Source organism: Azorhizobium doebereinerae UFLA1-100, from assembly GCF_000473085.1.
GTDB classification, from domain to species: Bacteria; Pseudomonadota; Alphaproteobacteria; order Rhizobiales; family Xanthobacteraceae; genus Azorhizobium; species Azorhizobium doebereinerae.
In genome coordinates this window covers 41,775-65,426 of record NZ_AXBA01000034.1, presented here as the reverse complement: position 1 = coordinate 65,426, position 23,652 = coordinate 41,775, and the positions used below count along the sequence as shown (strand labels likewise).

At 70.0% G+C, this 23,652-nt stretch carries 23 protein-coding genes and 1 pseudogene; 16 read left to right on the top strand and 8 right to left on the bottom strand.

From position 1 onward, the window contains the following. The 4 genes and pseudogenes from YU1_RS0121190 to paaK all read left to right on the top strand — a co-directional run. On the top strand, positions 1 to 193 hold a 193-nt coding region (locus YU1_RS0121190), incomplete at its 5' end, for an IS5/IS1182 family transposase (RefSeq protein WP_029005526.1). 13 nt (positions 194 to 206) lie between these two features. Next, positions 207 to 731: pseudogene (locus tag YU1_RS30540) on the top strand (enoyl-CoA hydratase-related protein); the annotation flags it as partial. Beyond that, on the top strand, positions 728 to 1,198 hold the full coding sequence (gene paaI, locus YU1_RS0121180; protein WP_029005791.1) for a hydroxyphenylacetyl-CoA thioesterase PaaI: 471 nt from the start codon (positions 728 to 730) through the stop codon (positions 1,196 to 1,198). The pseudogene YU1_RS30540 and the gene paaI, both read left to right, overlap by 4 nt. A 16-nt stretch (positions 1,199 to 1,214) precedes the next feature. Then, positions 1,215 to 2,546 (top strand): phenylacetate--CoA ligase PaaK, encoded by a 1,332-nt coding sequence (gene paaK, locus YU1_RS0121175; protein WP_051357117.1) that lies wholly within the window; start codon positions 1,215 to 1,217, stop codon positions 2,544 to 2,546. A gap of 133 nt (positions 2,547 to 2,679) precedes the next feature. Here the strand turns inward: paaK and paaE are convergent, their stop codons facing one another. From paaE to YU1_RS30535, 7 genes are all read right to left on the bottom strand, one after another. Then, complete coding sequence (gene paaE / locus YU1_RS0121170; RefSeq protein WP_029005789.1) at positions 2,680 to 3,765, bottom strand: 1,2-phenylacetyl-CoA epoxidase subunit PaaE; 1,086 nt, start codon at positions 3,763 to 3,765, stop codon at positions 2,680 to 2,682. A 12-nt stretch (positions 3,766 to 3,777) separates the two neighbouring features. After that, complete coding sequence (gene paaD / locus YU1_RS34085) at positions 3,778 to 4,266, bottom strand: 1,2-phenylacetyl-CoA epoxidase subunit PaaD (protein WP_051357115.1); 489 nt, start codon at positions 4,264 to 4,266, stop codon at positions 3,778 to 3,780. 74 nt (positions 4,267 to 4,340) lie between these two features. After that, a complete protein-coding gene (gene paaC / locus YU1_RS34080; protein ID WP_029005787.1) occupies positions 4,341 to 5,117 on the bottom strand; it encodes a 1,2-phenylacetyl-CoA epoxidase subunit PaaC in 777 nt (258 codons plus the stop codon). Between the two features lie 73 nt (positions 5,118 to 5,190). Beyond that, entirely contained in the window at positions 5,191 to 5,478 is a 288-nt protein-coding gene (paaB, locus tag YU1_RS0121155) for a 1,2-phenylacetyl-CoA epoxidase subunit PaaB (protein WP_029005786.1), read from the bottom strand. 86 nt (positions 5,479 to 5,564) lie between these two features. Next, the gene (gene paaA / locus YU1_RS0121150) at positions 5,565 to 6,551 is read right to left on the bottom strand and encodes a 1,2-phenylacetyl-CoA epoxidase subunit PaaA (RefSeq protein WP_029005785.1); all 987 of its coding nucleotides are present in this window, start codon (positions 6,549 to 6,551) and stop codon (positions 5,565 to 5,567) included. A 106-nt stretch (positions 6,552 to 6,657) separates the two neighbouring features. Further along, positions 6,658 to 7,527 carry a phenylacetic acid degradation operon negative regulatory protein PaaX gene (paaX, locus tag YU1_RS0121145; protein ID WP_029005784.1) on the bottom strand — a complete coding sequence of 290 codons (870 nt, stop codon included), beginning with the start codon at positions 7,525 to 7,527 and terminating at the stop codon, positions 6,658 to 6,660. A 45-nt stretch (positions 7,528 to 7,572) separates the two neighbouring features. Continuing rightward, positions 7,573 to 8,424: a TetR/AcrR family transcriptional regulator gene (locus YU1_RS30535; protein WP_084540017.1), complete on the bottom strand. Its 852-nt coding sequence runs from the start codon at positions 8,422 to 8,424 to the stop codon at positions 7,573 to 7,575. 265 nt (positions 8,425 to 8,689) lie between these two features. Between YU1_RS30535 and YU1_RS0121135 the strand changes: the two genes are divergently transcribed. The 5 genes from YU1_RS0121135 (at position 8,690) to YU1_RS0121115 (ending at position 13,217) form a co-directional block, all read left to right on the top strand. After that, positions 8,690 to 9,853 (top strand): ABC transporter substrate-binding protein, encoded by a 1,164-nt coding sequence (locus tag YU1_RS0121135; RefSeq protein WP_029005783.1) that lies wholly within the window; start codon positions 8,690 to 8,692, stop codon positions 9,851 to 9,853. 71 nt (positions 9,854 to 9,924) lie between these two features. Continuing rightward, entirely contained in the window at positions 9,925 to 10,797 is an 873-nt protein-coding gene (locus YU1_RS0121130; RefSeq protein ID WP_029005782.1) for a branched-chain amino acid ABC transporter permease, read from the top strand. Continuing rightward, the gene (locus tag YU1_RS0121125; RefSeq protein WP_029005781.1) at positions 10,797 to 11,744 is read left to right on the top strand and encodes a branched-chain amino acid ABC transporter permease; all 948 of its coding nucleotides are present in this window, start codon (positions 10,797 to 10,799) and stop codon (positions 11,742 to 11,744) included. The genes YU1_RS0121130 and YU1_RS0121125 overlap by 1 nt, the downstream gene beginning before the upstream one ends. After that, positions 11,741 to 12,529 (top strand): ABC transporter ATP-binding protein, encoded by a 789-nt coding sequence (locus YU1_RS0121120; protein WP_029005780.1) that lies wholly within the window; start codon positions 11,741 to 11,743, stop codon positions 12,527 to 12,529. The genes YU1_RS0121125 and YU1_RS0121120 overlap by 4 nt, the downstream gene beginning before the upstream one ends. Then, entirely contained in the window at positions 12,516 to 13,217 is a 702-nt protein-coding gene (locus tag YU1_RS0121115; RefSeq protein ID WP_029005779.1) for an ABC transporter ATP-binding protein, read from the top strand. Before YU1_RS0121120 ends, YU1_RS0121115 begins: the two co-directional genes overlap by 14 nt. Before the next feature lie 6 nt (positions 13,218 to 13,223). On the opposite strand, the gene YU1_RS0121110 is transcribed toward YU1_RS0121115, so the two are convergent. Beyond that, a complete protein-coding gene (locus YU1_RS0121110; protein WP_029005778.1) occupies positions 13,224 to 14,000 on the bottom strand; it encodes an FkbM family methyltransferase in 777 nt (258 codons plus the stop codon). A 247-nt stretch (positions 14,001 to 14,247) separates the two neighbouring features. Here YU1_RS0121110 and YU1_RS0121105 point away from each other — a divergent pair, with 247 nt between their 5' ends. The 7 genes from YU1_RS0121105 to YU1_RS0121075 all read left to right on the top strand — a co-directional run bounded on the left by YU1_RS0121105 (position 14,248) and on the right by YU1_RS0121075 (position 23,601). Next, a complete protein-coding gene (locus tag YU1_RS0121105; RefSeq protein WP_035716178.1) occupies positions 14,248 to 15,726 on the top strand; it encodes an alpha/beta hydrolase in 1,479 nt (492 codons plus the stop codon). A gap of 376 nt (positions 15,727 to 16,102) precedes the next feature. Then, positions 16,103 to 17,023, top strand: a complete 921-nt coding sequence (locus YU1_RS0121100) for an AAA family ATPase (protein WP_051357113.1) — start codon at positions 16,103 to 16,105, stop codon at positions 17,021 to 17,023. A gap of 39 nt (positions 17,024 to 17,062) precedes the next feature. Continuing rightward, positions 17,063 to 18,037 (top strand): DUF58 domain-containing protein, encoded by a 975-nt coding sequence (locus YU1_RS30530; RefSeq protein WP_051357110.1) that lies wholly within the window; start codon positions 17,063 to 17,065, stop codon positions 18,035 to 18,037. Continuing rightward, positions 18,034 to 18,561 (top strand): DUF4381 domain-containing protein, encoded by a 528-nt coding sequence (locus tag YU1_RS0121090; protein WP_051357108.1) that lies wholly within the window; start codon positions 18,034 to 18,036, stop codon positions 18,559 to 18,561. The genes YU1_RS30530 and YU1_RS0121090 overlap by 4 nt, the downstream gene beginning before the upstream one ends. Then, entirely contained in the window at positions 18,558 to 19,610 is a 1,053-nt protein-coding gene (locus YU1_RS30525; RefSeq protein ID WP_084540015.1) for a vWA domain-containing protein, read from the top strand. Before YU1_RS0121090 ends, YU1_RS30525 begins: the two co-directional genes overlap by 4 nt. Next, positions 19,607 to 21,757 carry a VWA domain-containing protein gene (locus tag YU1_RS0121080; RefSeq protein ID WP_029005774.1) on the top strand — a complete coding sequence of 717 codons (2,151 nt, stop codon included), beginning with the start codon at positions 19,607 to 19,609 and terminating at the stop codon, positions 21,755 to 21,757. Before YU1_RS30525 ends, YU1_RS0121080 begins: the two co-directional genes overlap by 4 nt. Beyond that, complete coding sequence (locus YU1_RS0121075) at positions 21,754 to 23,601, top strand: BatD family protein (protein ID WP_029005773.1); 1,848 nt, start codon at positions 21,754 to 21,756, stop codon at positions 23,599 to 23,601. The genes YU1_RS0121080 and YU1_RS0121075 overlap by 4 nt, the downstream gene beginning before the upstream one ends. Positions 23,602 to 23,652: the final 51 nt, after the last annotated feature.

Below are 23,652 nucleotides of genomic sequence, written 5' to 3'. Positions count from 1 at the left end.
GGTCATCCCGTCCAATCCATCCCGCGCCAGGAAGCATAGCCTCGACAGGCACCTCTACGCTCAGCGCCACCTGATCGAATGCTGCTTCTCCAAGCTCAAGCAGTTCAGGCGTGTCGCGACCCGCTTCGAGAAGACCGCGCGAAACTACCTCGCCATCGTCACAATCGCTGCCATCGTCCTGTGGATCAGGTAACTGTCCACACCACCTAGTGCGCCGCATCCGCGCGCTGGAGAAGCCCGTGGTCTGCGCGGTGAACGGCGTGGCCGCCGGCGCCGGCGCCAACGTGGCCCTGGCCTGCGACATCGTGCTCGCGGCGCGCTCGGCGAAATTCATCCAGGCGTTCGCCAAGATCGGCCTGGTGCCGGATTCGGGCGGAACCTTCTTCCTGCCCCGCCTCGTGGGCGAAGCCCGCGCGCGGGCCCTCGCCCTGCTCGCCGAGCCCGTGCCGGCGGAGCAGGCGGCCGCCTGGGGCATGATCTGGAAGGTGGTGGACGACGCCGACCTGAAGCGCGAGGCGGAAGCGCTCACCGCCCATCTCGCCACCCAGCCGACGCGTGGCCTTGCCCTGACCAAGCAGGCCTTCAACGCCTCCGCCGGCAACGATCTCGACGCGCAGCTGGACCTGGAGCGCGACTTGCAGCGCGAGGCCGGGCGCACCCCGGACTATCGCGAAGGCACCCGCGCCTTCATGGAAAAGCGTGCGCCCGCCTTCACGGGCCGCCGGTCATGAGCGCCCGTTCTCCGCAAGAGGTCGCGCACCTCGCCGCCGACACCATGTGGGCCAATGATCCCACCAGCCGGGAATTGGGCATGGAGCTGGTCGAGATCGCGCCCGGCCGCGCGGTACTGGCCATGACGGTGGCGCCGCACATGACCAACGGCCACGACACCGCCCACGGCGGCTTCCTGTTCACGCTGGCCGACAGCGCCTTCGCCTTCGCCTGCAATTCCTACGGCGATACGACGGTTGCGGCCCATTGCAGCATCACCTTCGTGCGGCCCGGCCGGCGCGGCGACCGGCTGGTCGCCACCGCCCAGGAAGTTTCGCGCAGCGGCCGCTCGGGCATCTATGACGTCACCATAGCAAGAGAAGGCGTGACGATCGCGCTGTTTCGGGGCCATTCTCGCACCATCGGCGGCTCGTTCATCGCGCCCGCCGAAAACGCGCCGCAGAGCAGCGACAGTGAAGCATCATAAGGAGGAGACGATGAACATGGCTCTGCCGGCCTTCGCCCACGATGCCATCGGCAAGGATGGCCTTGATTCCGCGGAGCGGGCATCCCGCGACCAGATCCTGTCGCTCCAGCGCGAGCGGCTGGCGTGGTCGCTGCGCCATGCCTATGAGAACGTGCCCTTCTACAAGGCCAAGTTCGACGCGGCTGGCGTGCACCCTTCCGATTTCCGCGAGTTGTCGGACCTGTCGAAATTCCCGTTCACGGTGAAGACCGACCTGCGGGACAATTATCCCTTCGGCATGTTCGCCGTGCCGCGCGAGAAGATCGCCCGCATCCACGGCTCGTCGGGTACCACCGGCAAGCCCATCGTGGTGGGCTATACGCAGGCCGACCTCGACATGTGGGCGGACGTGATGGCGCGCTCGCTGCGCGCCGCCGGCGTGCGGCCGGGCATGATGGTGCATGTGGCCTATGGCTACGGCCTGTTCACCGGCGGCCTCGGCGCCCATTACGGCGTGGAGCGGCTGGGCTGCACCGTCATTCCCATGTCGGGCGGCATGACCGAGCGCCAAGTGCAGCTCCTGGAAGACTTCCGGCCGGACGCCATCATGGTGACGCCGAGCTACATGCTGGCCATCCTCGACGGCTTCACCAAGGCGGGTCTGGACCCGGCGCAGTCCTCGCTCAAGTTCGGCGTGTTCGGCGCCGAGCCCTGGACCAACGCCATGCGCCAGGAGATCGAGCGGGCCTTCGCGCTCGACGCCACCGACATCTACGGCCTGTCGGAAGTGATCGGGCCGGGCGTCGCGCAGGAATGCGTGGAGACCAAGGACGGCCTGCACATCTGGGAGGACCACTTCCTGCCGGAGGTCATCGACCCCATCACCGGCGAGGTGCTGCCGGACGGCGAGAAGGGCGAGTTGGTGTTCACCTCGCTCACCAAGGAAGCCTTCCCGATCATCCGCTACCGCACGCGCGACCTCACCCGCCTGCTGCCGGGCACCGCCCGCCCCGGCATGCGGCGCATGGAGAAGGTGACCGGCCGCTCGGACGACATGATCATCCTGCGCGGCGTCAACGTCTTCCCCACCCAGATCGAAGAGATCCTGATGGCGGTGGAGGACTGCTCCGGCCACTACCAGATCGAGCTGACGCGCACCGGCCGCATGGACGAGATGACCGTGCACGCGGAAATCCGCGAGGGGCGCTGGAGCGAAGCCAGCGTGGAGGGCTCCAGCCGGCGCATCCTGAAGCGGATCAAGGACACCATCGGGGTGAGCACGCGCATCGAGATGCACCCGCCCGGCGCCATCGAGCGCACCGCCACCGGCAAGGCCAAGCGCGTCGTCGACAAGCGCCCCAAGGAGTGAGGCCGCGAGCCTCGTTCCGACGCGACCAGACAGGGCGGCTTCGGCCGCCCTTTTTCTTTGGGCCGGCCCGCACCGTTCGGCCAACAAAAAAGGTCCGGCGCTGGGCCGGGCCTTCGATCGGGACTGCGGCTGATCACATCTGATCGAAATCGACCACGATGCGCGCCGTGGTGGGGCGGGCCTGGCAGGTGAGCACGAAGCCGGCCTCGGTCTCCCACGGCTCCAGCGAATAGTTCACCTCCATCTCCGCCTTGCCCTCCACCACCTTGGCGCGGCAGGTGGAGCACATGCCGCCCTTGCAGGCGAACGGCAGGTCGAGCCCGGCGCGCAGCGCGGCGTCGAGGATCGCCTCGCCCTCCGCAACCGGCACGTCGCGCCGCTTGCCGTCGACGATGAGCGAAGCCACATGGGCCGGGGGCGCATCGGCGGCCACCGGCGCGGACCTGGGGCGCGGCGCGCCGCCATGGGCGGAGACGAAGCGCTCCACATGGACCTTCGCCTCGGGCACGCCCATGTCCTTCAGCGTCGCCTCCAGATCGTCGATCATGCCCGTGGGGCCGCAGATGAACACATGGTCCACCGCCTCCGCAGGCACCATGGCGCGCAGCAGCAGGCGCACCTTCTCCCCGTCCAGATGCCCGTTCAGGATGGCGAGATCCTGCTCCTCCTTCGACAGCACGTGGAAGATGGAGAGCCGGCCGAGGAAACGGTCCTTCAGCTCTTCCAGGTCTTCCCGGAACAGGATGTCGCCGGTGGTGCGGTTGCCATAGAACAGGAAGAAGCGGCTGTTGGGCTCGCGCTGGAGCACGCCGCGGATGATGGACAGGATGGGCGTGATGCCCGAGCCCGCCGCGACCCCCACGTGCAGGCGCCCGTCGCCGGGGGCCTGGCCGAGGCCGAAGCGCCCCGTGGGCGTCATCACGTCCAGCGCGTCGCCGGACGCCATGGCAGTGTTGACCCAGGTGGAGAACAGGCCGTTCTCCACCTGCTTCACCGCGATGCGCAGCTCGCCGTCGTCGGGGCCGGAGCAGATGGAATAGGAGCGGCGCACGTCCTCGCCCTCCAGCGTGGTGCGCAGGGTGAGATACTGCCCCGGCGCGAAGGCATAGTCGCCGGAGAGATCGGAAGGCACGTCGAAGGCGATGGACACGGCCTCGGGGGTCTCGCGCTTCACATCGCGGACGGTCAGGCGGTGGAATTTCGGGGTCGCAACGGACATGGGGTCACCCGCTCAATGGCATTTGAAATAGTCGAAGGGTTCCCGGCACGTATTGCAGCGCCAGAGCGATTTGCAGGAGGTGGAGCCGAAGGCGGCGATCTCGGCCGTATCGGTCGAGCCGCACTGCGGGCAGGCCACCTCGTCCTTGCCGAACAGCGCCCGGCGGCCGGCGGCCTTGGCCGGCGGCGCGATGCCGTAGTCCCGGAGCTTGCGCCGGCCGTCCTCGGTCATCCAGTCCGTGGTCCAGGCCGGCGAGAGCACGGTGCGGACCGTGACCGGCGCGATCCCCGCCTTGCTGAGCGCCAGCTCGATTTCGAGCGCGATCATGTTCATGGCCGGGCAGCCGGAATAGGTGGGGGTGATCTCCACCTCCACGCCACCAGCCTCCACGCGCACGTCGCGCAGCACGCCGAGATCGGCGATGGTGAGGACCGGGATCTCCGGGTCGGTGACCTCGCCGGCGATGCGCCGGGCGGCCTCGCGCAGGGGCTCCGCCGGCAGTTGTTCCGCGAGCGGAGCGGCGGCGCGCTGGGCTTCGATGCGCAGCGCCTCCGGGTCCGAAAGCGGCGCGCGGCTCACCAGGTGGCTCCCGGATACGTCCGCTGCATGTATTGCAGGTCGCTCAGCAGATGGCCCAGATGCTCGCTGTGGCTGCCGTCGCGGCCGCCCTTCTGCATCCAGCCGTCCGCCGGCCGCGCCAGCGTCGCCTCGGCCAGCACCCGCCCCACGGTCTCGCTCCAGACGCCGCGCAGGCTCTCCGGATCGACCGCGACGCCGGCCGTGATCAGGCCGCGCTCGCCTTCGTCCACCGCGAACATCTCCCCCGTGAAGGCCCACAGCCCGTCGAGGGCCGCCTGGGCGCGGGCATGGCTCTCGGCCGTGCCGTCGCCGAGCCGCACGATCCATTCCGCCGAGTGGCGCAGGTGGTAGGCGGTCTCCTTCTCCGCCTTGGCGGCGATGGCGGCGAGCGTCGCGTCGCTGGAGGCCATCATCGCCCGCCAGTAGGGATCGATGAAGGCGGCATACAGGAACTGCCGGACGATGGTGGCGGCGAAATCGCCGTTGGGCTGCTCCAGCAGCAGCAGGTTGCCGTAGCCGCGCACGTCGCGCAGATAGGCATAGGCATCCTCGTCGCGCCCCGCGGCCTCCACTTCCGCCGCATAGGTATAGAGCGCGCGGGCCTGGCCGATGAGGTCGAGCCCGACGTTGGCGAGCGCCATCTCCTCTTCCATCAAAGGCGCGTGGCCGCACCATTCCGACAGGCGGTGGCCGAGGATCAGCGCGTCGTCGGCGCGGCGCAGGACGTAGCGGACAAGCGGGGTCTCAACCACGGTAAGGGGACCTGTGGCCATGGGCGTTCTCTCCTCCGCCCCGGCTGCCCAGGGCTGGTTCATATGTTGGTCTTGGGCGGCCCCGGGGGCCGGCTCACATGTGGCCGACTTCTTCCGGCACTTCGTAGAAGGTGGGGTGCCGGTAGATCTTCGAGGCCGTCGGCTCGAACATCATGCCCTTGTCGGCCGGATCGGAGGCGGTGATGGCGTTGGACGGCACCACCCAGATGGAGAGCCCTTCCCCGCGCCGGGTATAGAGGTCCCGCGCCGCCTGCAGGGCGAGCGTGGTGTCGGCCGCGTGCAGCGAGCCCACATGCTTGTGCGACAGCCCGTTGCGGCTGCGGATGAAGACTTCCCAAAGCGGAACGGCCTGGCTTGACATGAACGCCTCCCTTGGCCCGCCGCCGGCGACGGCGGGCGCGTTGCTTCCCGTGATCTGATCGCGCGCGGCCGGCGGCCGCGAAACCTTCAGGCGGCCTTCTTGAGCCGCTGCTTCTCGGCATAGGCGAGCGCCGCGTCGCGCACCCAGGCGCCCTCGTCATGGGCCTTGCGGCGGGCCGCCATGCGGTCCTTGTTGCAGGGGCCGTTGCCGGCGATCACCTGCTTGAACTCGTCCCAGTCGATGGCGCCGTAGGACCAATGGCCGGTCTCGGCGTCCTGCTTGAGGTCCGCGTCGGGCAAAGTGAGGCCGAGGTAATGGGCCTGCGGCACGGTGGCATCGACGAACTTCTGGCGCAGTTCGTCATTGGAGAAGCGCTTGATCTTCCAGCGGGTCGAGGCGTCGGAATGCTCGCTCACCGCGTCCGGCGGGCCGAACATCATGAGGCAGGGCCACCACCAGCGGTTCAGCGCGTCCTGCGCCAATTCCTTCTGCTCCGGCGTGCCCTTGGCCAGGGTGAGCATGATCTCGTAGCCCTGGCGCTGGTGGAAGGATTCCTCCTTGCACACCCGGATCATGGCGCGGGCATAGGGGCCGTAGGAGCAGCGGCACAGCGGGATCTGGTTCATGATCGCCGCGCCGTCCACCAGCCAGCCGATAGCGCCGATGTCGGCCCAGGTCAGGGTCGGATAGTTGAAGATCGACGAATACTTGGCCTTGCCGGACAGCAGCTGGTCCACCAGTTCCTCGCGGCCGGTGCCCAGTGTCTCGGCGGCGGCATAGAGGTAGAGGCCGTGGCCGCACTCGTCCTGCACCTTGGCGAGCAGGGCGGCCTTGCGGCGCAGCGACGGCGCGCGGGTGATCCAGTTGCCCTCCGGCAGCATGCCGATGATCTCGGAATGGGCGTGCTGGGAGATCTGGCGCACCAGGGTCCGCCGGTACATGGCGGGCATCCAGTCGTTGGGCTCGATGCGCTCCTCGGCATCGATCCGCTCCTGGAAGCGCGCCGCCAGGGCGGCATCCTCCACATGGCGTTCAGCGGCGTCCGGATTGCTGTTGAGAGCCTGCGTGTACACCCTGACCTCCCTAATTTTGAGGAATTATATGTAACCAAAATTTTCATATCAACGATTTTTTGTAACATATTTGGAGCCGGCAACGCGGCGCCCGGCTCTGCGCGTCTTAGTCCTTGAAACGGCTGAATATTTTTTCGTCCGGCGGCAGCGGCGCGCCGCTCGCGTCCACGGCGTTCTGGTCCAGCCAGCGCTCCGAAGGCGCGAGCACCCGGCCGTAGACGTCGGCGCACAGCGCCCGCGCCGCGGCCCCCGGCCAGTCGGGCGGCAGAACCTGCGCGGGCAGGATGGGATCGCGCAGCACGATGCGGCGATACTCGTGGATCAGCAGCACCCGCGCCACCATGGCGTCCACGTCGGAGAGGCTGCCGCCGGTGGCCAGGGCCGCGCGCAGCGGCTCGAAGGCGGCGAGGAAGCGCGCATAGGCCTCCGCAGTGGCGTCCAGCGGCCAGCTCCGCGCCGCCAGCGCCCGGCTGGTGGCGCCATCCCCGCCGGCCTCCAGCCGCAGGGCGCCTTCCGCCGCCGCGGGCAGCGGCGCGCCTGAGGGCGCGATCCACACGCCCGGCGCCGGGGCGCCGAATCCCGCCGCCTCCAGGGCGCCGCGCGCCGCGTCCCGGTCGGCGCCCGCATCCAGCAGCAGCAGGTCGAATCGCCCATTCCAGCGCGGCGTGCGCGGGGCGTAGATGTGCTCCGCCGCCTCGCGGAAGGTCTCGCGGCCCTTTTCCGCCAGCCGGTAGAAGCTGTTGCGCCCCACCTTGTGGCGCTCCAGCCAGCCGTCGGAGGCGAGCCGCGACATGGCGGTGCGCACCACGCCCTCGGAGATGTCCAGCGCCTTGAAGAAGGCCAGCAGCGTGCCCAGCCACACGGTGCCGCCGCGCGGCACGATGGCGTCGCCATAGACGGTGATGATGATGGACCAGGTGCGCGACGGCTCGGCGCGCAGGTGATCCAGGATCTGGGCAAGGGCGGCGCGGGACATGGCAGGCTTCTTAGCGCGCCGCGCGGCCCGTTGGAAACCCGCCGCTCACTCGCCGCGCGCCGCCGCGCCCCGCCGCGCCTTGGCGGGCGGGGTCTTCGCGGGCGATGTCTTGGAGATCTTGGCCGCCGAGGCTTTGGCGGCTGAGGCTTTGGCGGGCGAAGCCTTGGCGCGCGACAGGGGGGCCTTTGGCTCCGCGGCGGGCGCAGACACCGGCGTCGCGGCGGACACGAGGGGGGCCGTGGCGGCAGCCTTGCGGGCCGCCGGCTTGCGCGCGGCGGGCGCGGCCGGCGTGGCGGCCACGGCGGCAACCGCCGCGTCCGCCCCCGCCGCCACCAGTTGCGTCACCAGCCGGGCATAGTCGGCCCGCGACAGCCCCTTGCCCTCGCGGAACCAGAGATAGTGCCAGTTCAGCATGCCGAACAGGGACATGGTGAGCGGCTTCAGGAACGGCCCTCGCCCCACCTCCGGCACCGCCTCGGCCAAGGCGTCGGAGAAGATGCGCACGAGGTTGCGCTCCAGCCCGCGCAGCGCCTCCTGCCGTTCCTCCGGCAGGAGCTTGAGATTGGCGATCTGCACCTGGTGCTCGGCGTCGGCGTCGCGATAGGCTTCCAGCAATCCCGCCGCCAGCGCGTAGAGACGCTCCGAGGGGTCCGACGCGGCGGCCGCCGCGCGCTCCACCTCCACCGTCAGGTCCTCCAGATGGGCGAAGAGGATGTCGAAGAGGACCGCCTCCTTGTCCGGGTAATAATGGTAGAGAAGGGCCTTCGATACACCGCACGCCTCGGCGATCATGGTGATCGAGGTGCCCGAATAGCCGAATTGCGCGAACAGCTCCGCCGAGCGGCGCAGGATCGCCAGCCGCTTGGTGTCGTAGTCCTGTGCGCGGGTGCGAGCCATGCCAATGCGATCCTTTGCTGCGGCCTGTGCCGGGACGGGAGGGGCGGCCATCCTCGCCGTGTGCCTGTGGCCCGCATATCAAAGATTGGCGCGCGGGTCGATCAAGCCGGTCACGGCGCCCATCGCCGTACCTCGCATCTATGATTGACCAATCGCTCGGTTAATCATAGAGTGATCTGACCTGCCCATGCGAAATGTGGGCGGCGCGATGGAAGGTGGACTAACCGCCACCATGCGCGACTTTGACCTTTTGGAGGAACGCCATATGCGACCGTCCGCCGCCGTGCGGGGGACGCTGCGTGCGCTTGCGCTCGCCGCGACCCTGACCAGCCCCGCCTTCGCCGCCGACCCCATCAAGATCGGCTCCGTGGTCTCCGCCACCGGACCCGCCGCCTTCCTGGGCGACCCCGAGGCGCGGACGCTGAAGCTCTATGTGGACGCGCTGAACAAGAAGGGCGGCCTGCTGGGCCGGCCGGTGGAACTGGTGCTGTATGACGACGGCGGCGACGCCAACAAGGCGCGCACCTTCGCCACCCGGCTGATCGAGGACGACAAGGTCGTGGCCATGGCCGGCGGCACCTCCACCGGCTCCACCATGGCGATGATCCCGGTGTTCGAGGAAGCCAAGGTGCCGTTCGTCTCCTTCGCCGGCGGCATCGAGATCGTCGAGCCGGTGCGCGCCTTCGTCTTCAAGACGCCGCACACCGACAAGACCGCCTGCCAGAAGATCTTCGAGGACATGAAGGCGCGCGGCTTCACCAAGATCGGCATGATCTCGGGCACCGACGGCTTCGGCAAGTCCATGCGCGGCCAGTGCCTGAAGGTGGTCGGCGACTACGGCATCACCATCCTCGCCGACGAGAGCTACGGCGCGGCCGATTCCGATACCACGCCGCAGCTCAACAAGATCAAGAACACCCCCGGCATCCAGGCGGTGCTCAATCCCGGCTTCGGCCAGGGCCCGGCGATCGTGACCCGCAACTATGCCCAGCTCGGCATCACCGTGCCGCTCTACCAGAGCCATGGCGTCGCCTCCAAGAGCTTCATCACCCTCGCCGGCCCGGCCGCCGAAGGCGTGCGCCTGCCCGCCCCCGCCTTGCTGGTGGCGGACAAGCTCGCCGCCGGCGACCGGCAGAAGCCGGTGGTCGCCGCCTACAAGGACAGCTACGAGGCCGCCACCGCCCAGCCCATCTCCACGTTCGGCGGCTATGCCTTCGACGGCATCCAGCTCGTCGTGCAGGCGATCGAGAAGGCCAAATCCGCCGATCCGCAGAAGATCCGCGACGCGCTGGAAGCCACCAAGGACTATGTGGGCGTCACCGGCATCTACACCATGTCGCCCACCGACCATCTCGGCCTCGGCACGGAATCCTTCCGCATGCTCCAGATCAAGAATGGTGACTGGGTCCTCGAAACGCCCGGCCAGTAGGCCCACACTGCCGCGGGCCCGTCGCCGACGGGCCCTTCCGCCCCTGCGCGCAGCGCTCGATGGCTGAGGTCATGGCTGAATTCCTGCAACTGGCATTCTCGGGTCTGACGGTGGGCGCGGTCTATGCCCTCGTCGCCCTGGGTTTCACGCTCATCTACAATGCCTCCGACGTCATCAACTTCGCCCAGGGCGATTTCGTGATGATCGGCGGCATGGGCACCGTCTTCCTCACCGCCGCGGGCATCGCTTTGCCGCTGGCGGCGCTCATCGCCATCATCGGCACGGTGATCGTCGGCCTGCTGCTGCACCGCTTCGCCATCCAGCCGGCGCGCGGCGCCTCCCCGGTGGCGCTCATCATGATCACCATCGGCGCCTCCATCTTCATCAAGGGCGTCGCCCAGGTGGTGTTCGACAAGCAGTTCCATTCCCTGCCCGCCTTCTCCGGCGACACCCCGATCGCCATCGGCGGGGCGACCATCCTGCCGCAGAGCCTGTGGGTCGTGGGCGGGGCGCTGGTGCTGGTGGTGGCGCTCTACATGTTTCTGGAGCACACGCTGCTGGGCAAGGCCGTGCTCGCCACCGCCGCGAACCGGCTGGCGGCGCGCCTGGTCGGCATCAATGTCACCATCGTCCTGGCGCTGGCCTTCGGCGTCTCCGCCGCCATCGGCGCGGTGGCCGGCGTGCTCGTCACGCCGATCACCCTGACCCGCTACGATCTCGGCACCCTGTTCGCCCTCAAGGGCTTCGCCGCCGCCATGGTGGGCGGCATGGGCAATCCCATGGGCGCGGTGGTGGGCGGGCTGCTGATCGGCCTCATGGAGGCGTTCGGCGCCGGCTACATCAGCTCGACCTACAAGGACGCGGTGGCCTTCATCGCCATCCTGGTGGTGCTGTTCTTCATGCCGCGCGGCCTGTTCGGCGGCCGCAGCGTGGAGCGCGTGTGATGCTGGCGACGATCCTGCGCGCGCGTTTCACGCCGCTCCTCGCCCTGGCGGTCCTCATGGCGGTGATCCCGCTCGTCGCCCCTTCCGCTTTCTATCTGCGGGTGGCGGCGCTGGTGTGGATCTTCGCGCTGGCCGCGCTCGGGCTGACCATCCTCATGGGCTATGCGGGCCAGGTGAGCCTCGGGCATGCCGGCTTCCTCGGCCTCGGCGCCTATGGCGTGGCCATCGGCCCGGCCCATCTCGGCCTCTCGCCCGTGCTGTCGCTGTTCCTCTCGGCGGCGGCGGCCGGCCTCATCGCCTATGTGGTGGGGCGGCCCATCCTGCGGCTGCGTGGCTATTACCTCGCCATCGCCACGCTCGGCTTCGGCATGATCCTGGCCCTCGTCTTCAACAGCGAGACCGCCATCACCGGCGGGCCGGACGGCATGCAGGTGGCGCGGCTCACGGTGTTCGGCTGGCGCATCTCCGGCACGCAGAACTGGTACTGGGTCGCGGCCGGCGCGCTGCTCATCGGCGCCTGGATCGCGCTGAACCTGGTGGCGAGCCCCACCGGCCGGGCCTTGCGCGCGCTCCATGACAGCGAGGTGGCCGCATCGGCCGTGGGCGTGGACGTCAGCCGCAAGAAGCTGGCCGCCTTCGTCATCGGCGCCGTTTACGCTGCCTTCGCCGGCGGGCTGCTGGCGGCCATGAACGGCCTCATCACCCCCGAGGCGGCCGGCTTCATGCATTCCATCGAGCTGGTGGCCATGGTCATCATCGGCGGCATGGGCTCGGTGATCGGCGCCGTGGTCGGGGCCGCCTTCCTGGTGGTGCTGCCGCAGGCGCTCACCGCCTTCCAGGACTATGAGCAGGCGCTGCTCGGGCTGCTCATCATGGTGTTCATGATCCTGCTGCCCGGCGGCATCGTCCCCACCGCCCGCAAATGGCTGCTGGAGCGCCTGTCATGAGCCTTCTGTCGGTCTCCAACATCGGCATCAGCTTCGGCGGCGTGGTGGCCGTGGACGAAGTGAGCTTCCAGGTGGCGCCGGGCGAGGTGTTCTCCATCATCGGCCCCAACGGCGCCGGCAAGACCACCTTGTTCAACCTCGTCACCGGCATCTACAAGCCGCTGCACGGCAAGGTCCTGCTGGACGGCGCCGAGGTGGCCGGCCTTGCCCCGCACCTGCTGGTGCGCAGGGGCATGGCCCGCACCTTCCAGAATTTGCAGATCTTCTTCCGCATGAGCGCGCTGGAGAACGTGATGGTGGGCTGCCATCTCGCCGAGCGCAGCTTCCTCCTGGCCGACCTGCTGGGCCTGCCCTCGGTCGGCCGGCAGAACCGCCTGACCCGGGAGCGGGCCATGGCTTTGCTGACGCGCGTGGGGCTGGAGCGCCATGCGGACACCGAGGCGGGCGGCCTCTCCTACGGCGTGCTCAAGCGCCTGGAGATCGCCCGCGCCCTCGCCGCCGAGCCGCGCATCCTGTTCCTCGACGAGCCCGCCGCCGGCTGCAACGCGGTGGAGACCGAGGCCATCGACCATCTGATCGTCGAGATCGCCCGCTCCGGCACCGCCGTGGTGCTGATCGAGCACGACATGAAGCTGGTGATGCGCATCTCCGACCGGGTGCTGGTGCTGGCGCAGGGCCGCCCGCTGGCGGAGGGCGCGCCGCTGGCGGTGCGCGACAACCCGGCGGTGATCGCCGCCTATCTCGGCAATCACGGACAGAAGGAGGCGCAGCGTGCTCACGGTTGAAGGCCTCTTCTCCGCTTACGGGCGCATCGAGGTGCTGCATGACGTGAGCCTGGAGGTGGCGGCGGGCGAGATCGTCGCCCTGGTCGGCTCCAACGGCGCGGGCAAGACGACGCTGATGCGCACGCTCTCCGGCGTACAGCCGATCCGCGGCGGGCGGATCACCTTCGAGGGCGCCACCATCAATGCCGTACCCGCACACCTTCGCGTGAGCCTCGGCATCTCGCAGTCGCCGGAGGGGCGGCAGGTGTTCGGCCCCCTGAGCGTGGAGGACAACCTGCGGCTCGGCGCCTACCGCCGCCGCGACGGCGGCGCGCAGGCGAGCCTCGCGCGCATCTACGATTTGTTCCCCGTGCTGCGGGAAAAGCGCCATCTGGCGGCCATGGGCCTCTCCGGCGGCCAGCAGCAGATGCTGGCCATCGGCCGGGCGCTGATGGCCGCGCCCAAGCTGCTGCTGCTGGACGAGCCCTCGCTCGGCCTGGCGCCGGTGCTGATCGACCAGATCATCGACGCCATCGTCACCCTGAAGGGCGAGGGCATGACCATCCTGCTGGTGGAGCAGAACGCCTCCACCGCGCTCGCCATCGCCGACCGGGGCTATGTGCTGGAGACCGGGCGCATCGCCTTCCAGGGCACCGGCGCCTTCCTGCTCGGCCACCCCAAGGTGCGCGAGGCCTATCTCGGCGCCTGAGCCGGGTCAGGCGCCGGGCAGGACGTACCAGTCGTCGAACTGCGACAGGTTCTCGTGCCGGCGCACATAGCCGTGGCCGGTCAGCAGCGTGTGGATCTTCGAACGGGCGGGCGAGAAATTGTGCTCGCAGGTGATCACCCGGAACCACCGCCGGCCGAAGTCGAACGCCGCCAGGATGTCGTACTCGCTGCCCTCGGTATCGATCGACAGGTAGTCGATGGTCTGCGGTGCATCGTACCTGTCGAGCAGGTCGTTCAGCGAGATGGTCTCCACCTCGTAGCGCGTCCCGTCCCTGCGGATCTCCCGGTGCAGGTCTGTGGAACTATGGGTGTCGATAGTGGAGAACTTCGCGTCGATGGCCTCGTTGAACGTCAGCCGCGCCCCGCTCGCCGACCACACGCAGGCGCTCTCCACATGGCAGGCGCGATTGGCCGCCAGCGCCCCGTGCCAGCACCGCGCCGGCTCCGCCAGGATGCCCCGCCAGCCGAGCTGCCGCTCCAGCAGGCAGGTGTTGGAAAGCTCCACCCCGTCGGTCGCACCGAACTCGACGAAATAGCCCCCGCGCTTGAAACCCAGCTCGGCGCAGACGAACAGGTCCTGCCGCAGTTGGGCCCGCGCATGGGGCAGCAGATCGAGGAACAGCGCCGCCTGATCGCGCGGCGCGCTCTGGAGGAGGGCGAGATCCCGCGCGGCGGCGCTGTCGGCGATCAGTGCCTCCAGGCGCGCCTGCCGGACAAGGCTGAGGCCGGCATGGCCGAGCAGGCCGTTGACGGCCCGCTGCACGCGCGCCCTCATCGGCCAGATCCAAGGCTGGCAAGGCCTATGCGCCCGGCCCGGAGGTTCAACATCCGCTTCCGCATCGGCGCACCATAGCACCCTCCGGCTGCCGTGAGACAGCCGGGGAACCCCACCGGATCCGGCTGGACAGCAATGCGATTTCCCTGGATTGATCGCGCAACGGCAGGCGCAGCCTCCGGTTGCCGATCCGCCTTCCCCGCCACACGACCGACACGGCCGAGAGTTCCCGCCCATGCGCCGACGCCTCGTCAAGATCCTGAAGTGGAGCGCCACGGCCATCGCCGTCAGCGCGCTCACCCTGCTCGCCATCCGCGCCTATGATTCCCAGCGCGGCGACCCGCTGGAGCCCTGGCATTCCTACGTGCCCAAGGAACTGAGCATCGCTGCGCTCGACCAGGCGGATTGGGCCGGCTACCTGAAGGCCGAGCAGCGCATCTTCGACGACGTCCGGGCCGAGGTGACGCAGAAGCTGCCGCCGAAGGACCGGGTTCCGGTCAACCGCTATTTCGAGGGCAGCCCGGTCTATCCCGGGCATTTCGCGCAGGACTGGAACCGCTCGTATGTGCTGGAGCCGGACGGCCCACCGGTCGGCGTGGCGGTGTTCCTGCACGGCCTTACCGATTCGCCCTACAGCCTGCGCCACATCGCCCGGCGCTATCGCGACCGCGGGTATCTCGCCATCGCCATCCGCCTGCCGGCGCACGGCACCGTGCCCGGCGCGCTCACCGACGCCACCTGGGAGCAGTGGCTGGCCGCCACGCGGCTGGCGGTGCGCGAGGCCCGCCGCCGCGTGCCGGCGCCGAAGCCGCTGCAGATCGTCGGCTTCTCCAACGGCGGCGCGCTGGCGCTGATGTATGCGCTCGACGCCATCGACGACCCCAAGCTCGCCCAGCCCGAGCGGGTGGTGCTGATCTCGCCCATGGTCGGCATCACCGCTTTCGCCCGCTTCGCCGGCCTCGCCGGCATACCGGCCATCCTGCCGGCCTTCGCCAAGGCGGCGTGGCTGGGCGTGCTGCCGGAATTCAACCCGTTCAAATACAATTCCTTTCCCATCAACGGCGCGCGCCAGTCGCACCTGCTGACCCAGGCCCTCCAGCAGCGCATCGCCGACCACGCCCGCAGCAACCGCTGGCAGGGCCTGCCGCCGGTGCTCACCTTCCAGTCGGTGATGGACTTCACGGTCTCTACCCGCGCCATCGTCTCGGCGCTCTATAGCCAGTTGCCGGCCAACGGCAGCGAGCTGGTATTGTTCGACATCAACCGCAACACCAAGTTCGGGCCGCTGCTGCGAGCGGCCTCCGACACCCTGCTCGACCGCATCCTGCCGCCGGCGCCGCGGGCCTTCACCACCACCGTCATCACCAACGCCAGTTCGGACACCGCCGCCGTGGTCGCGCGCATCACTCCGGCGGGCGGCACCGCCGAGGAGGTGGTGGACCTCGGCCTCGCCTATCCCATCGACGTTTATTCGCTGTCCCACGTGGCCCTGCCCTTCCCCACCAGCGACAGTCTCTACGGGCTTAATCCGGACCCGGCGGAGAATTTCGGGCTCAACCTCGGCAGTCTCGCCGCGCGGGGCGAGCGCGGCACGCTGATCGTCAATCTCGACTCGCTGCTGCGTATGTCGTCCAACCCCTTCTATCCCTACCTGCTGGGCCGGATCGAAGACGGCATGGGATCTGCAGCGAAAGCCGAGGCGACGCGGCCCTAGCCGTGCCGTTGTATATTACCTTTTGACAACGACGAGCGCTCGGCATCGCGGTGCAAGGCCCCCGCCAGCCAATGCTGCGAGACTGATCGCCTACCCTAGCGGCACCATGCCATCCTCTCCCGAGCCCCACCCGCATGGTGCCGCGGGCGGCCGGCGGGACGCTGCGCGGAGCGACTGGAAGCCACAGGTATGTGATCACCCGCATTGAAAGTTTTCGGCGGGCGGGTGCTCTGGGTTATAGAGTTCCGCGGTGGATGCTCAATCGGAACGAACGCCAGTAATGACCTTGATCCCCGACACCCTTGCCGTGCCCGCCCCACCGCCGCCGCTGGCCCAGGACGGCTATCACCGGGTGTTCCACCGCCTCGCCGATTACATGAACAGCTGCATCCTCGGGCAGCCGGCCTTCGTGGACCTGCTGCTGGTGGCGGTGCTGGCGGACGGGCATCTGCTGGTGGAAGGCGCGCCGGGCCTGGCCAAGACCAAGGCCATCAAGGCGCTGGCCAAGGCCATCGACTGCGACGACCAGCGCATCCAGTTCACTCCGGACCTCTTGCCCTCGGACCTCACCGGCACCGACATCTACCGGCCGGAGGACGGCTCCTTCCGCTTCCAGGCGGGGCCGGTGTTCCACAATTTCATCCTGGCGGACGAGATCAACCGCGCCCCGGCCAAGGTGCAGGCGGCGCTGCTGGAGGCCATGGGCGAGCGGCAGGTGACGGTGGGCGGCGCCACTTATGCGCTGCCCAAGTTGTTCCTGGTCATGGCGACGCAGAACCCGATCGAGCAGGAGGGCACCTATCCCCTGCCCGAAGCGCAGCTCGACCGCTTCCTGCTGCATGTGAAGATCGACTATCCGGACATCGCGGCGGAACGCGAGATCCTGCGCCTGGTGCGCGGTGAGGCGCAGGGCGAGAGCGTGGCCTTCGGCGAGCGCGTCAGCCAGGCGGTGATCTTCGCCGCTCGGCGGCAGGCGCTGGCCACCTACATGTCGGAGGCCGTGGAGGAATATCTGCTGCAATTCGTCTTCGCCACGCGCACCCCGGAGCTTTACGGCAAGGATCTCGCCGGCCTCGTCTCGTTCGGCGCCAGCCCGCGCGGCACCATCGCGCTCGACCGCTGCGCGCGGGCCCATGCCTGGCTGCGCGGCCGGGACTATGTGGTGCCGGAAGACGTGCAGGCCATCCTGAAGCCTGTGCTGCGCCACCGCATCCTGCTGAATTTCGAGGCCCAGGCCGATGGCATGACGGCGGACCTGTTCCTCGACACGCTGCTGGCCCGGGTGCCGGTGGCCTGAGGTGGAGCGGGTCGGCGAACGCGCCATGAGCATTGGGACATGAGCAAAGGGACCATTCCCGATTTCTCCAGCCCGGACTTCCATGGCCTCGTCGCGCGCCTCGACGAGCTGATCGCCATGCGTCCCGGCGGGCGGGACGGCTTCGGCGCGCGCGGCAAGGTGCGCACCCAGCAGAATGGCGGCTACCGCTCGCCGTTCCGCGGGCGCGGCATGGAATTCGACGAGGTGCGCGCCTATCAGCCGGGCGACGACATCCGCACCATCGACTGGCGGGTGACCGCCCGCACCGGCCGCACCCACACCAAGCTGTTCCAGGAGGAGCGCGAGCGCCCCGTCCTCATCCTGATGGACGCCCGCAGCTTCATGCGCTTCGGCACCCGCGCCAGCTTCAAGTCGGTGCTCGCCGCCAAGGCCGCCGCCGTGCTGGCCTGGACCTCCATGGACGGTGGCGACCGGGTCGGCGGCGCCGTGCTCTCGCCCTCCGGCGTCCTCTCCTTCAGCCCGCAGCGCAGCCGCGCCCGGGTGCTGGGCTTCGTCAAGGCGCTGGCGGACGCCACCCAGGATCGTTTCGGTACCGAGGCGGCCGGCGCCGCGTCCGAGCCGCGCCTCGCCGAGGCCATCGCCCGCCTGCGCCTCACCGCGCGGCCGGGCGCGCTGGTCTTCATCGTCAGCGATTTCCACGATTTCGACGCGGCGGCGGCGCGCGAGTTGAACCGGCTCTCGCTCCAGGCGAACATCACCAACGTCTTCATCTATGACGCCCTGGAGGCCGCGACCCCGGCGCGCGGCGCCTATCCGGTCAGCGACGGCACCGCCGTGGCGACGCTGGATGCCGACAGCCTCGCGGTGCGCGAGGCCTACGCCCGGCGCTTCGCCGCGCGGCGGCTGGCGGTGGAGACCGCCGCCCGCCAGCGCGGCATGGGCTTCGTGCCGCTGCGCACCGGCGAGGATCCGGCCGAACTGCTGCACCCGGCCCGCATGGGTCGCAAGCCGGCGCGGGACAACGCCGCATGAACCCGCAGACCCCTCCCCCCCCGGGCGCCCCCGCCCTCACGCTGGACCCCAGCGCCGCCGATCCTTTGCTCGCCCTGCGCGACATCCACCTGCCGCCGCCGGTGCCGTTCTGGCCGCCCGCACCGGGCTGGTGGATGCTGGCCGTCCTGCTGGTGCTGCTGGCTCTGCTGGCCGCCGCCCTGGAATGGCGGCGGCGTCAGACCCTGGGCTATCGCGCACTGCGCGAACTGGACGCCATCGCCGCCGACACCGCGCGCTACGGCGATGCCCGCGCAGTAGGCGCGGCCGCCGCCGTGCTGGTGCGCCGCATCCTGCTGACCCGTGCCGACCATCCCGGCGCCGCCGTGCTGACCGGCGACGGCTGGCAGGCCTTCCTCGGCCAAGGCAAGTCCGGCCTGCCACAGGAAGTCGGCCGCTTTCTCAGCATCGCCCCCTATCTGCCCCCCGCCGCCCCCGAGGCCACGGCCATGGACCGGGCCGCGCTGGTGCGCGCCCTGAAGCGCTGGATCCGGGGCAACGCATGATGAGCTTCCAGTGGCTCTGGGCCGCCCTCTTCCTGCCGCTGCCGCTGATCGCGCGGGTCCTGATGCGTCCGGCCCCGAAGACCCGCGCCGGCGCGCTGCGTCTGCCCTTCTTCCAGGAAATCGCTGGTGCCGGCCTCATCTCCGACGGGGGGCGCCGGCGGCGCCTCTTGCGCCTGTCGCTGCTGACGATGATCTGGCTGCTGCTGGTGGCAGCCGCCATGCGCCCGGCCTATGTGGGCACGCCGGTGGCCGTGCCGGTGGAAGGCCGCGACCTGATGATGGCCGTGGACCTCTCCGGCTCCATGGCCCGGCAGGATTTCTCCCACGACGGCGTTCCGGTGGACCGCCTCACCGTGGTGAAGGGCGTGGCCGACGATTTCATCGCCCGCCGCAAGGGTGACCGGGTGGGGCTGATCCTGTTCTCCAGCCGGGCCTATGTACAGGCGCCGCTGACCTTCGACCGCAACGTGGTGCGTGATCTCCTGCGCACCTCCAGCATCGGCCTCACCGGACAGGAAACCGCCATCGGCGACGCCATCGCGCTCGCCGTGAAGACGCTGCGCACCCGGCCGCAGGAGGAACGGGTGCTGGTGCTGCTCACCGACGGCGCCAACAATTCCGGCATGCTGGACCCGGTTCAGGCCACCGAGATCGCCCGCGCCAACGGGGTGAAGATCTACACCATCGGGGTCGGCGCCGACGCCTTCGCCGTGGGCCAGCGCATGGTCAACCCCTCCGCCGACCTGGACGAGGAAGCCCTGGTCAAGATCGCCGACGCGACCGGCGGGCGCTATTTCCGTGCCCGCGATGCCGCCGGGCTCGCCGGCATCTATGACGACATCAACCGCATGGAGCCGGTCACCGGCGATCCGGTCTATCTCAGCCCCACGGTGTCGCTGTTCCAATGGCCGCTCGGCGCGGCGCTGGGCCTGAGCTTCCTGTTCGGCCTCGCGCTGCTGCTGCCCCGCCTGTCCCGCGCGCCCGCCGTGGCATTTCCGGCCGAGGGCGGCGCGCCCGAAGGGGCGGCTACCGAGGGCGCCCGTCCATGACGCTGCCCTTCGCCCTGCCCGGCTTCATCCCAGCCGATTTCCATTTCCTGCGCCCGCTGTGGCTGCTGGCGTTGGTCCCCGCCGTGCTGTTCGCCATCCTCGCGTGGCGGCGCATGGGCGCGGGGCGCAGTGCCTGGCAGGGGCTGGTGGACGCGCACCTGCTGCGGCACCTGGCGCTGAAGGACAAGGGCCGGGCGGGCAAATGGCCGGTGGTGCTGCTGCTCGCGGCCTGGACGCTCGCCGCCGTCGCCATGGCCGGCCCCGCCTGGCAGAAGCTGCCCACGCCGGCGCTCGACCGCATCGACCCCACGGTGATCGTGCTGAGCCTCGCCCAGTCCATGAACGCCACCGACCAAAATCCGACGCGGCTCGGCGCCGCCCGGCACAAGGTGGACGACATCCTGCGCCGGATGCGCGGCGGACAGGTGGGCCTCATCATCTTCGCCGATGCGCCCTTCGTCGCCTCGCCGCTCACCGAGGACGCGCGGGTGGTCGGGCAGATGCTGCCGGAGATCGCCACCGACCTGATGCCGGTGATGGACAACCGTCCGGACATGGCGATCCGCGCCGCCGTAGACCTGCTGAAGAACACCGGCGCGCCTGCCGGCCGCATCGTACTGATCACCGACGGGCTGGGCGACCGGCCGGACCAGACCCGCGCCACCGCCGCAGCCGCAGCCGCGGCAGGCTATAGCGTGAACGTGCTGGGCGTCGGGGCCGACGCGCCGACGCCGCTGCTCGCCTTCGACGGCCGCATCCTGCGCGCGCGGGACGGCACGCCCCTCACCACGCGGCTGGACGAGGCGGGGCTGAAGCAGGTGGCGGAGGCAGGCGGCGGAGCTTTCACCCCGCTTACCGCCGGCGACCGTGATCTCGACACGCTTTTCGCCAAGCCTGCAGCAGGGTCGGCCAAGTCCGACCTGCAGAACACCGGCCTTTCCGCCGACCAATGGATGGACATGGGACCCTGGCTCCTGATCGCCGTGCTGGCGCTCGCGCCCCTCGCCTTCCGGCGCGGCTGGATCGCGGTGCTGGCGCTCGCGGTGCTGGCGGCCGGCGGCAGCGGCGGCGAGGCACGGGCGGAGACCGCTACGCCCACGCTGGAGCAGCGCTGGCGCGACCTCTGGCAGACGCCCGACCAGCAGGGCGCCAGCGCCTTCAAACAGCAGGACTATACCGGGGCGACGCAGAGCTTCCGCGATCCCAACTGGCAGGCGAGCGCGCTCTACAAGGACGGCGACTACGACCGGGCGGCGAACGTCTTCGCCCGCACGCCGGACGGCGACTACAACCGCGGCAACGCCCTGGCCCGCGCGGGCAAGCTGGAAGACGCGCTGAAGGCGTATGACGCCGCGCTCAAGGCCGATCCGGAGAATGCGGACGCCATCTACAATCGCGCCTTGGTGCAGAAGATCCTCGACGACAAGAACAAGCCGGACCTGCCGCAGCCGCCGCAGGACCAGAAGGGCCAGGGCGGCGGAGGCGGCGGCTCCGGCGGCGGGGGCGGCTCCAACGACCAGAAGAACCAGGATCAAAGCCAGAACCAGGACCAGAACAAGGACAAGGCCGACCAGAAGCAGGACAGCGCGCAGAACAAGCCACAGGACCAGGGCAAGGACCAGAAGGACCAGAAGCCTGACGGCGACGACCAGGCCAAGGCCCAGCCCAAACCCGGCCAGGACAAGCAAGGGCAGGACAAGCAGGCTCAGCAGAAGCCGGAGCCCAAGCCCGAGCCAGCCAAGCCCGAGCCGAAGGGCGCGGGGAACGAGCCCGCCAAGCCGGAACCCGCAAAGCCGGACCCGGCCAAGCAGGAGCCGCAGAAGGAGGCCGGCAACGGCCAGCCCGGCGCCCAGCCCCAGCCGGCTCAGCCGCAGCCGGACGCCCCGCCGCAGCCGCAGCCTCGGCCGGCGGACGCCGGCCCGCGCCAACCGGTGCAGCTCGGCCAGCCGCAGGACGGCGACCCGGATGGCGACAAGGACGGCGCGCCGCCCATCGCCATCGGCACGCGGCCCATGACCGAGCAGGACCAGAGCCGTGAACAAGCGCTACGCATGGTGCCGGACGACCCCATGGGCCTGCTGCGCGCGCGCATCCGCGCCCATTACACCGGCCGCGTCGTGCCGGTGGCGGGGGTGGACCAGCCATGACGGCCGCTTCCCGGGCCATGCGCTCCCTCCCAGGTCTTCTGCTCCTGTTCGCCCTCGTGCTGGCGCCGGGCCTCGCCCTTGCCGCCGCGCGGCTGAGCGCCACGGTATCGCCCGGCACGATCATCGCCGGCGACACGGTGCAGATGGTGCTGACCCTCACCGACGGCGACGGCAAGGAGCCGCCGAACCTCACGGCTCTGACCCGCGACTTCGACATCATCGAGCAGGGCCGCCGCAGCCGCTCGCTCACCGTGGACGGCCGCAAGGTGCCGGTGAACGAATGGCTTATCACGCTCGCTCCAAGGCGCTCCGGCAAGCTCACCATCCCCGCGCTCTCGGTGGCCGGGCAGGTGTCCGCGCCGCTGACCCTCACCGTCGTCCCCGCTGCCAATACGGCGGAGCTGGAGGACCGGCCGCTGTTCGTGCGCCTGGACGCCGGCGACGTCGCCCCCTTCGTGCAGAGCGATGTGCCGGTGACCATCCGCGTCTATGACCGGCTGGGCATCCGCGCCGGCGGCATCTCGCGCATCGCCGCGGAGGGCGCCACCTTCACCCCGCAGGGCGAGCAGCGGGCCTATTTCCGCACCGTGGGCCGCAATCGCTACCAGGTGATCGAGCAGAGCTATCTGATGCGCCCCCAGCGCTCAGGCACCATCGACATCCCGCCGGTGACGCTGGAGGCCAAGGTGCCCGGCTACAATGGCGGCGCCCTGCCCTCCGAGATGGCGCAGATGCTGGGCCGCAACCCCAACGCCTCGCCCTGGCTGAGCGGCCAGCCGGACTACACGCGCGACGTCACGGTCAAGTCCAACCCGCTCGCGATCAAGGTGCGCGAGCGCCCGGCGGACGCCAAGGGCTGGTTCCTGCCCGCCCGCAGCGTCACGCTTTCCAGCGACTGGTCCACCCCGCTCAAGGGCGCCAAGGTCGGGGAGGTGCTGACCCGCACCATCCGCCTGGAGGCGCAGGGCGCCGGCCCCAACCAGCTGCCGCCGGTGACCCTGCCCGAGGTGCCGGGCGTGCGGCAGTATGAGGAGACCAGCCGTGCCGACAGCGCCCCGGTGCGCGGCGAGGCCGGCGCGCTGCTCACCAAGACCGTGTCCGTGGTGCCCACCCGCCCCGGCCCGGTGACCCTGCCGGCCATCGAGGTGGCGTGGTGGAACACCGCGACGCAGACGCAGGAGACGGCGGTGCTGCCCGCCGAGAGCTTCACCGTGGCGCCGAATCCGCGCGCCGCCGAGCCCGCCGCGCCGCCCACCGCCGCTACGGGTGCCTCGTCCGCGGCCGTGCCGCCGCCGGCCGAGACGCCGCGCCCCGACGCGCTGTCAGAAGCCTGGACGCGAGCCACGGCCCTCCTGTTGCGGCACCGCGAGACGCTGGCCGGCGTGCTCGGCTTCATCGCCGCGGTGTTCGTGCTGTCCGCCATCGGCCGCCGACTGGCGCCGCGGCTGAAGCGGAAGGGGCGTTCCGACCCGACGCGCGCCGGAATGCCCGGCCCGCTGGAGGCCCCCTTGCCCGCGCGCAGCGCCCGCCCGCCACGTGATCCGGCCCAGGCCGAGCAGGCGCTCATCGCCGCGTGCAAGGCCAATGACGCCGGCGCCGCCCACCGCGCCGTGCTCGCTTGGCTGCGGCTTGTCGCCGTGCGCGAGGAGCCCGCCGCGCCGCGCAGCGCCGAGCTGGAGCAGGCGCTCGGCCAGTTACGCGAGCGCCTCTATGGCGCGACGCCTGCCCGCTTCGACGGCGCGGGCTTTCTCAAGGCCTTCCGGGCGGAGCAGAAGGCGCGGGCGCGTAGGGAAAAGACGCCGCGCGGCGCCCGCCTCGCGCCGCTCTATCCCACGGCCTCCTGACGGACGGACGGAAACCGGCTATCCCCTCGCCCGGAGCAGGTGAGACAGGAG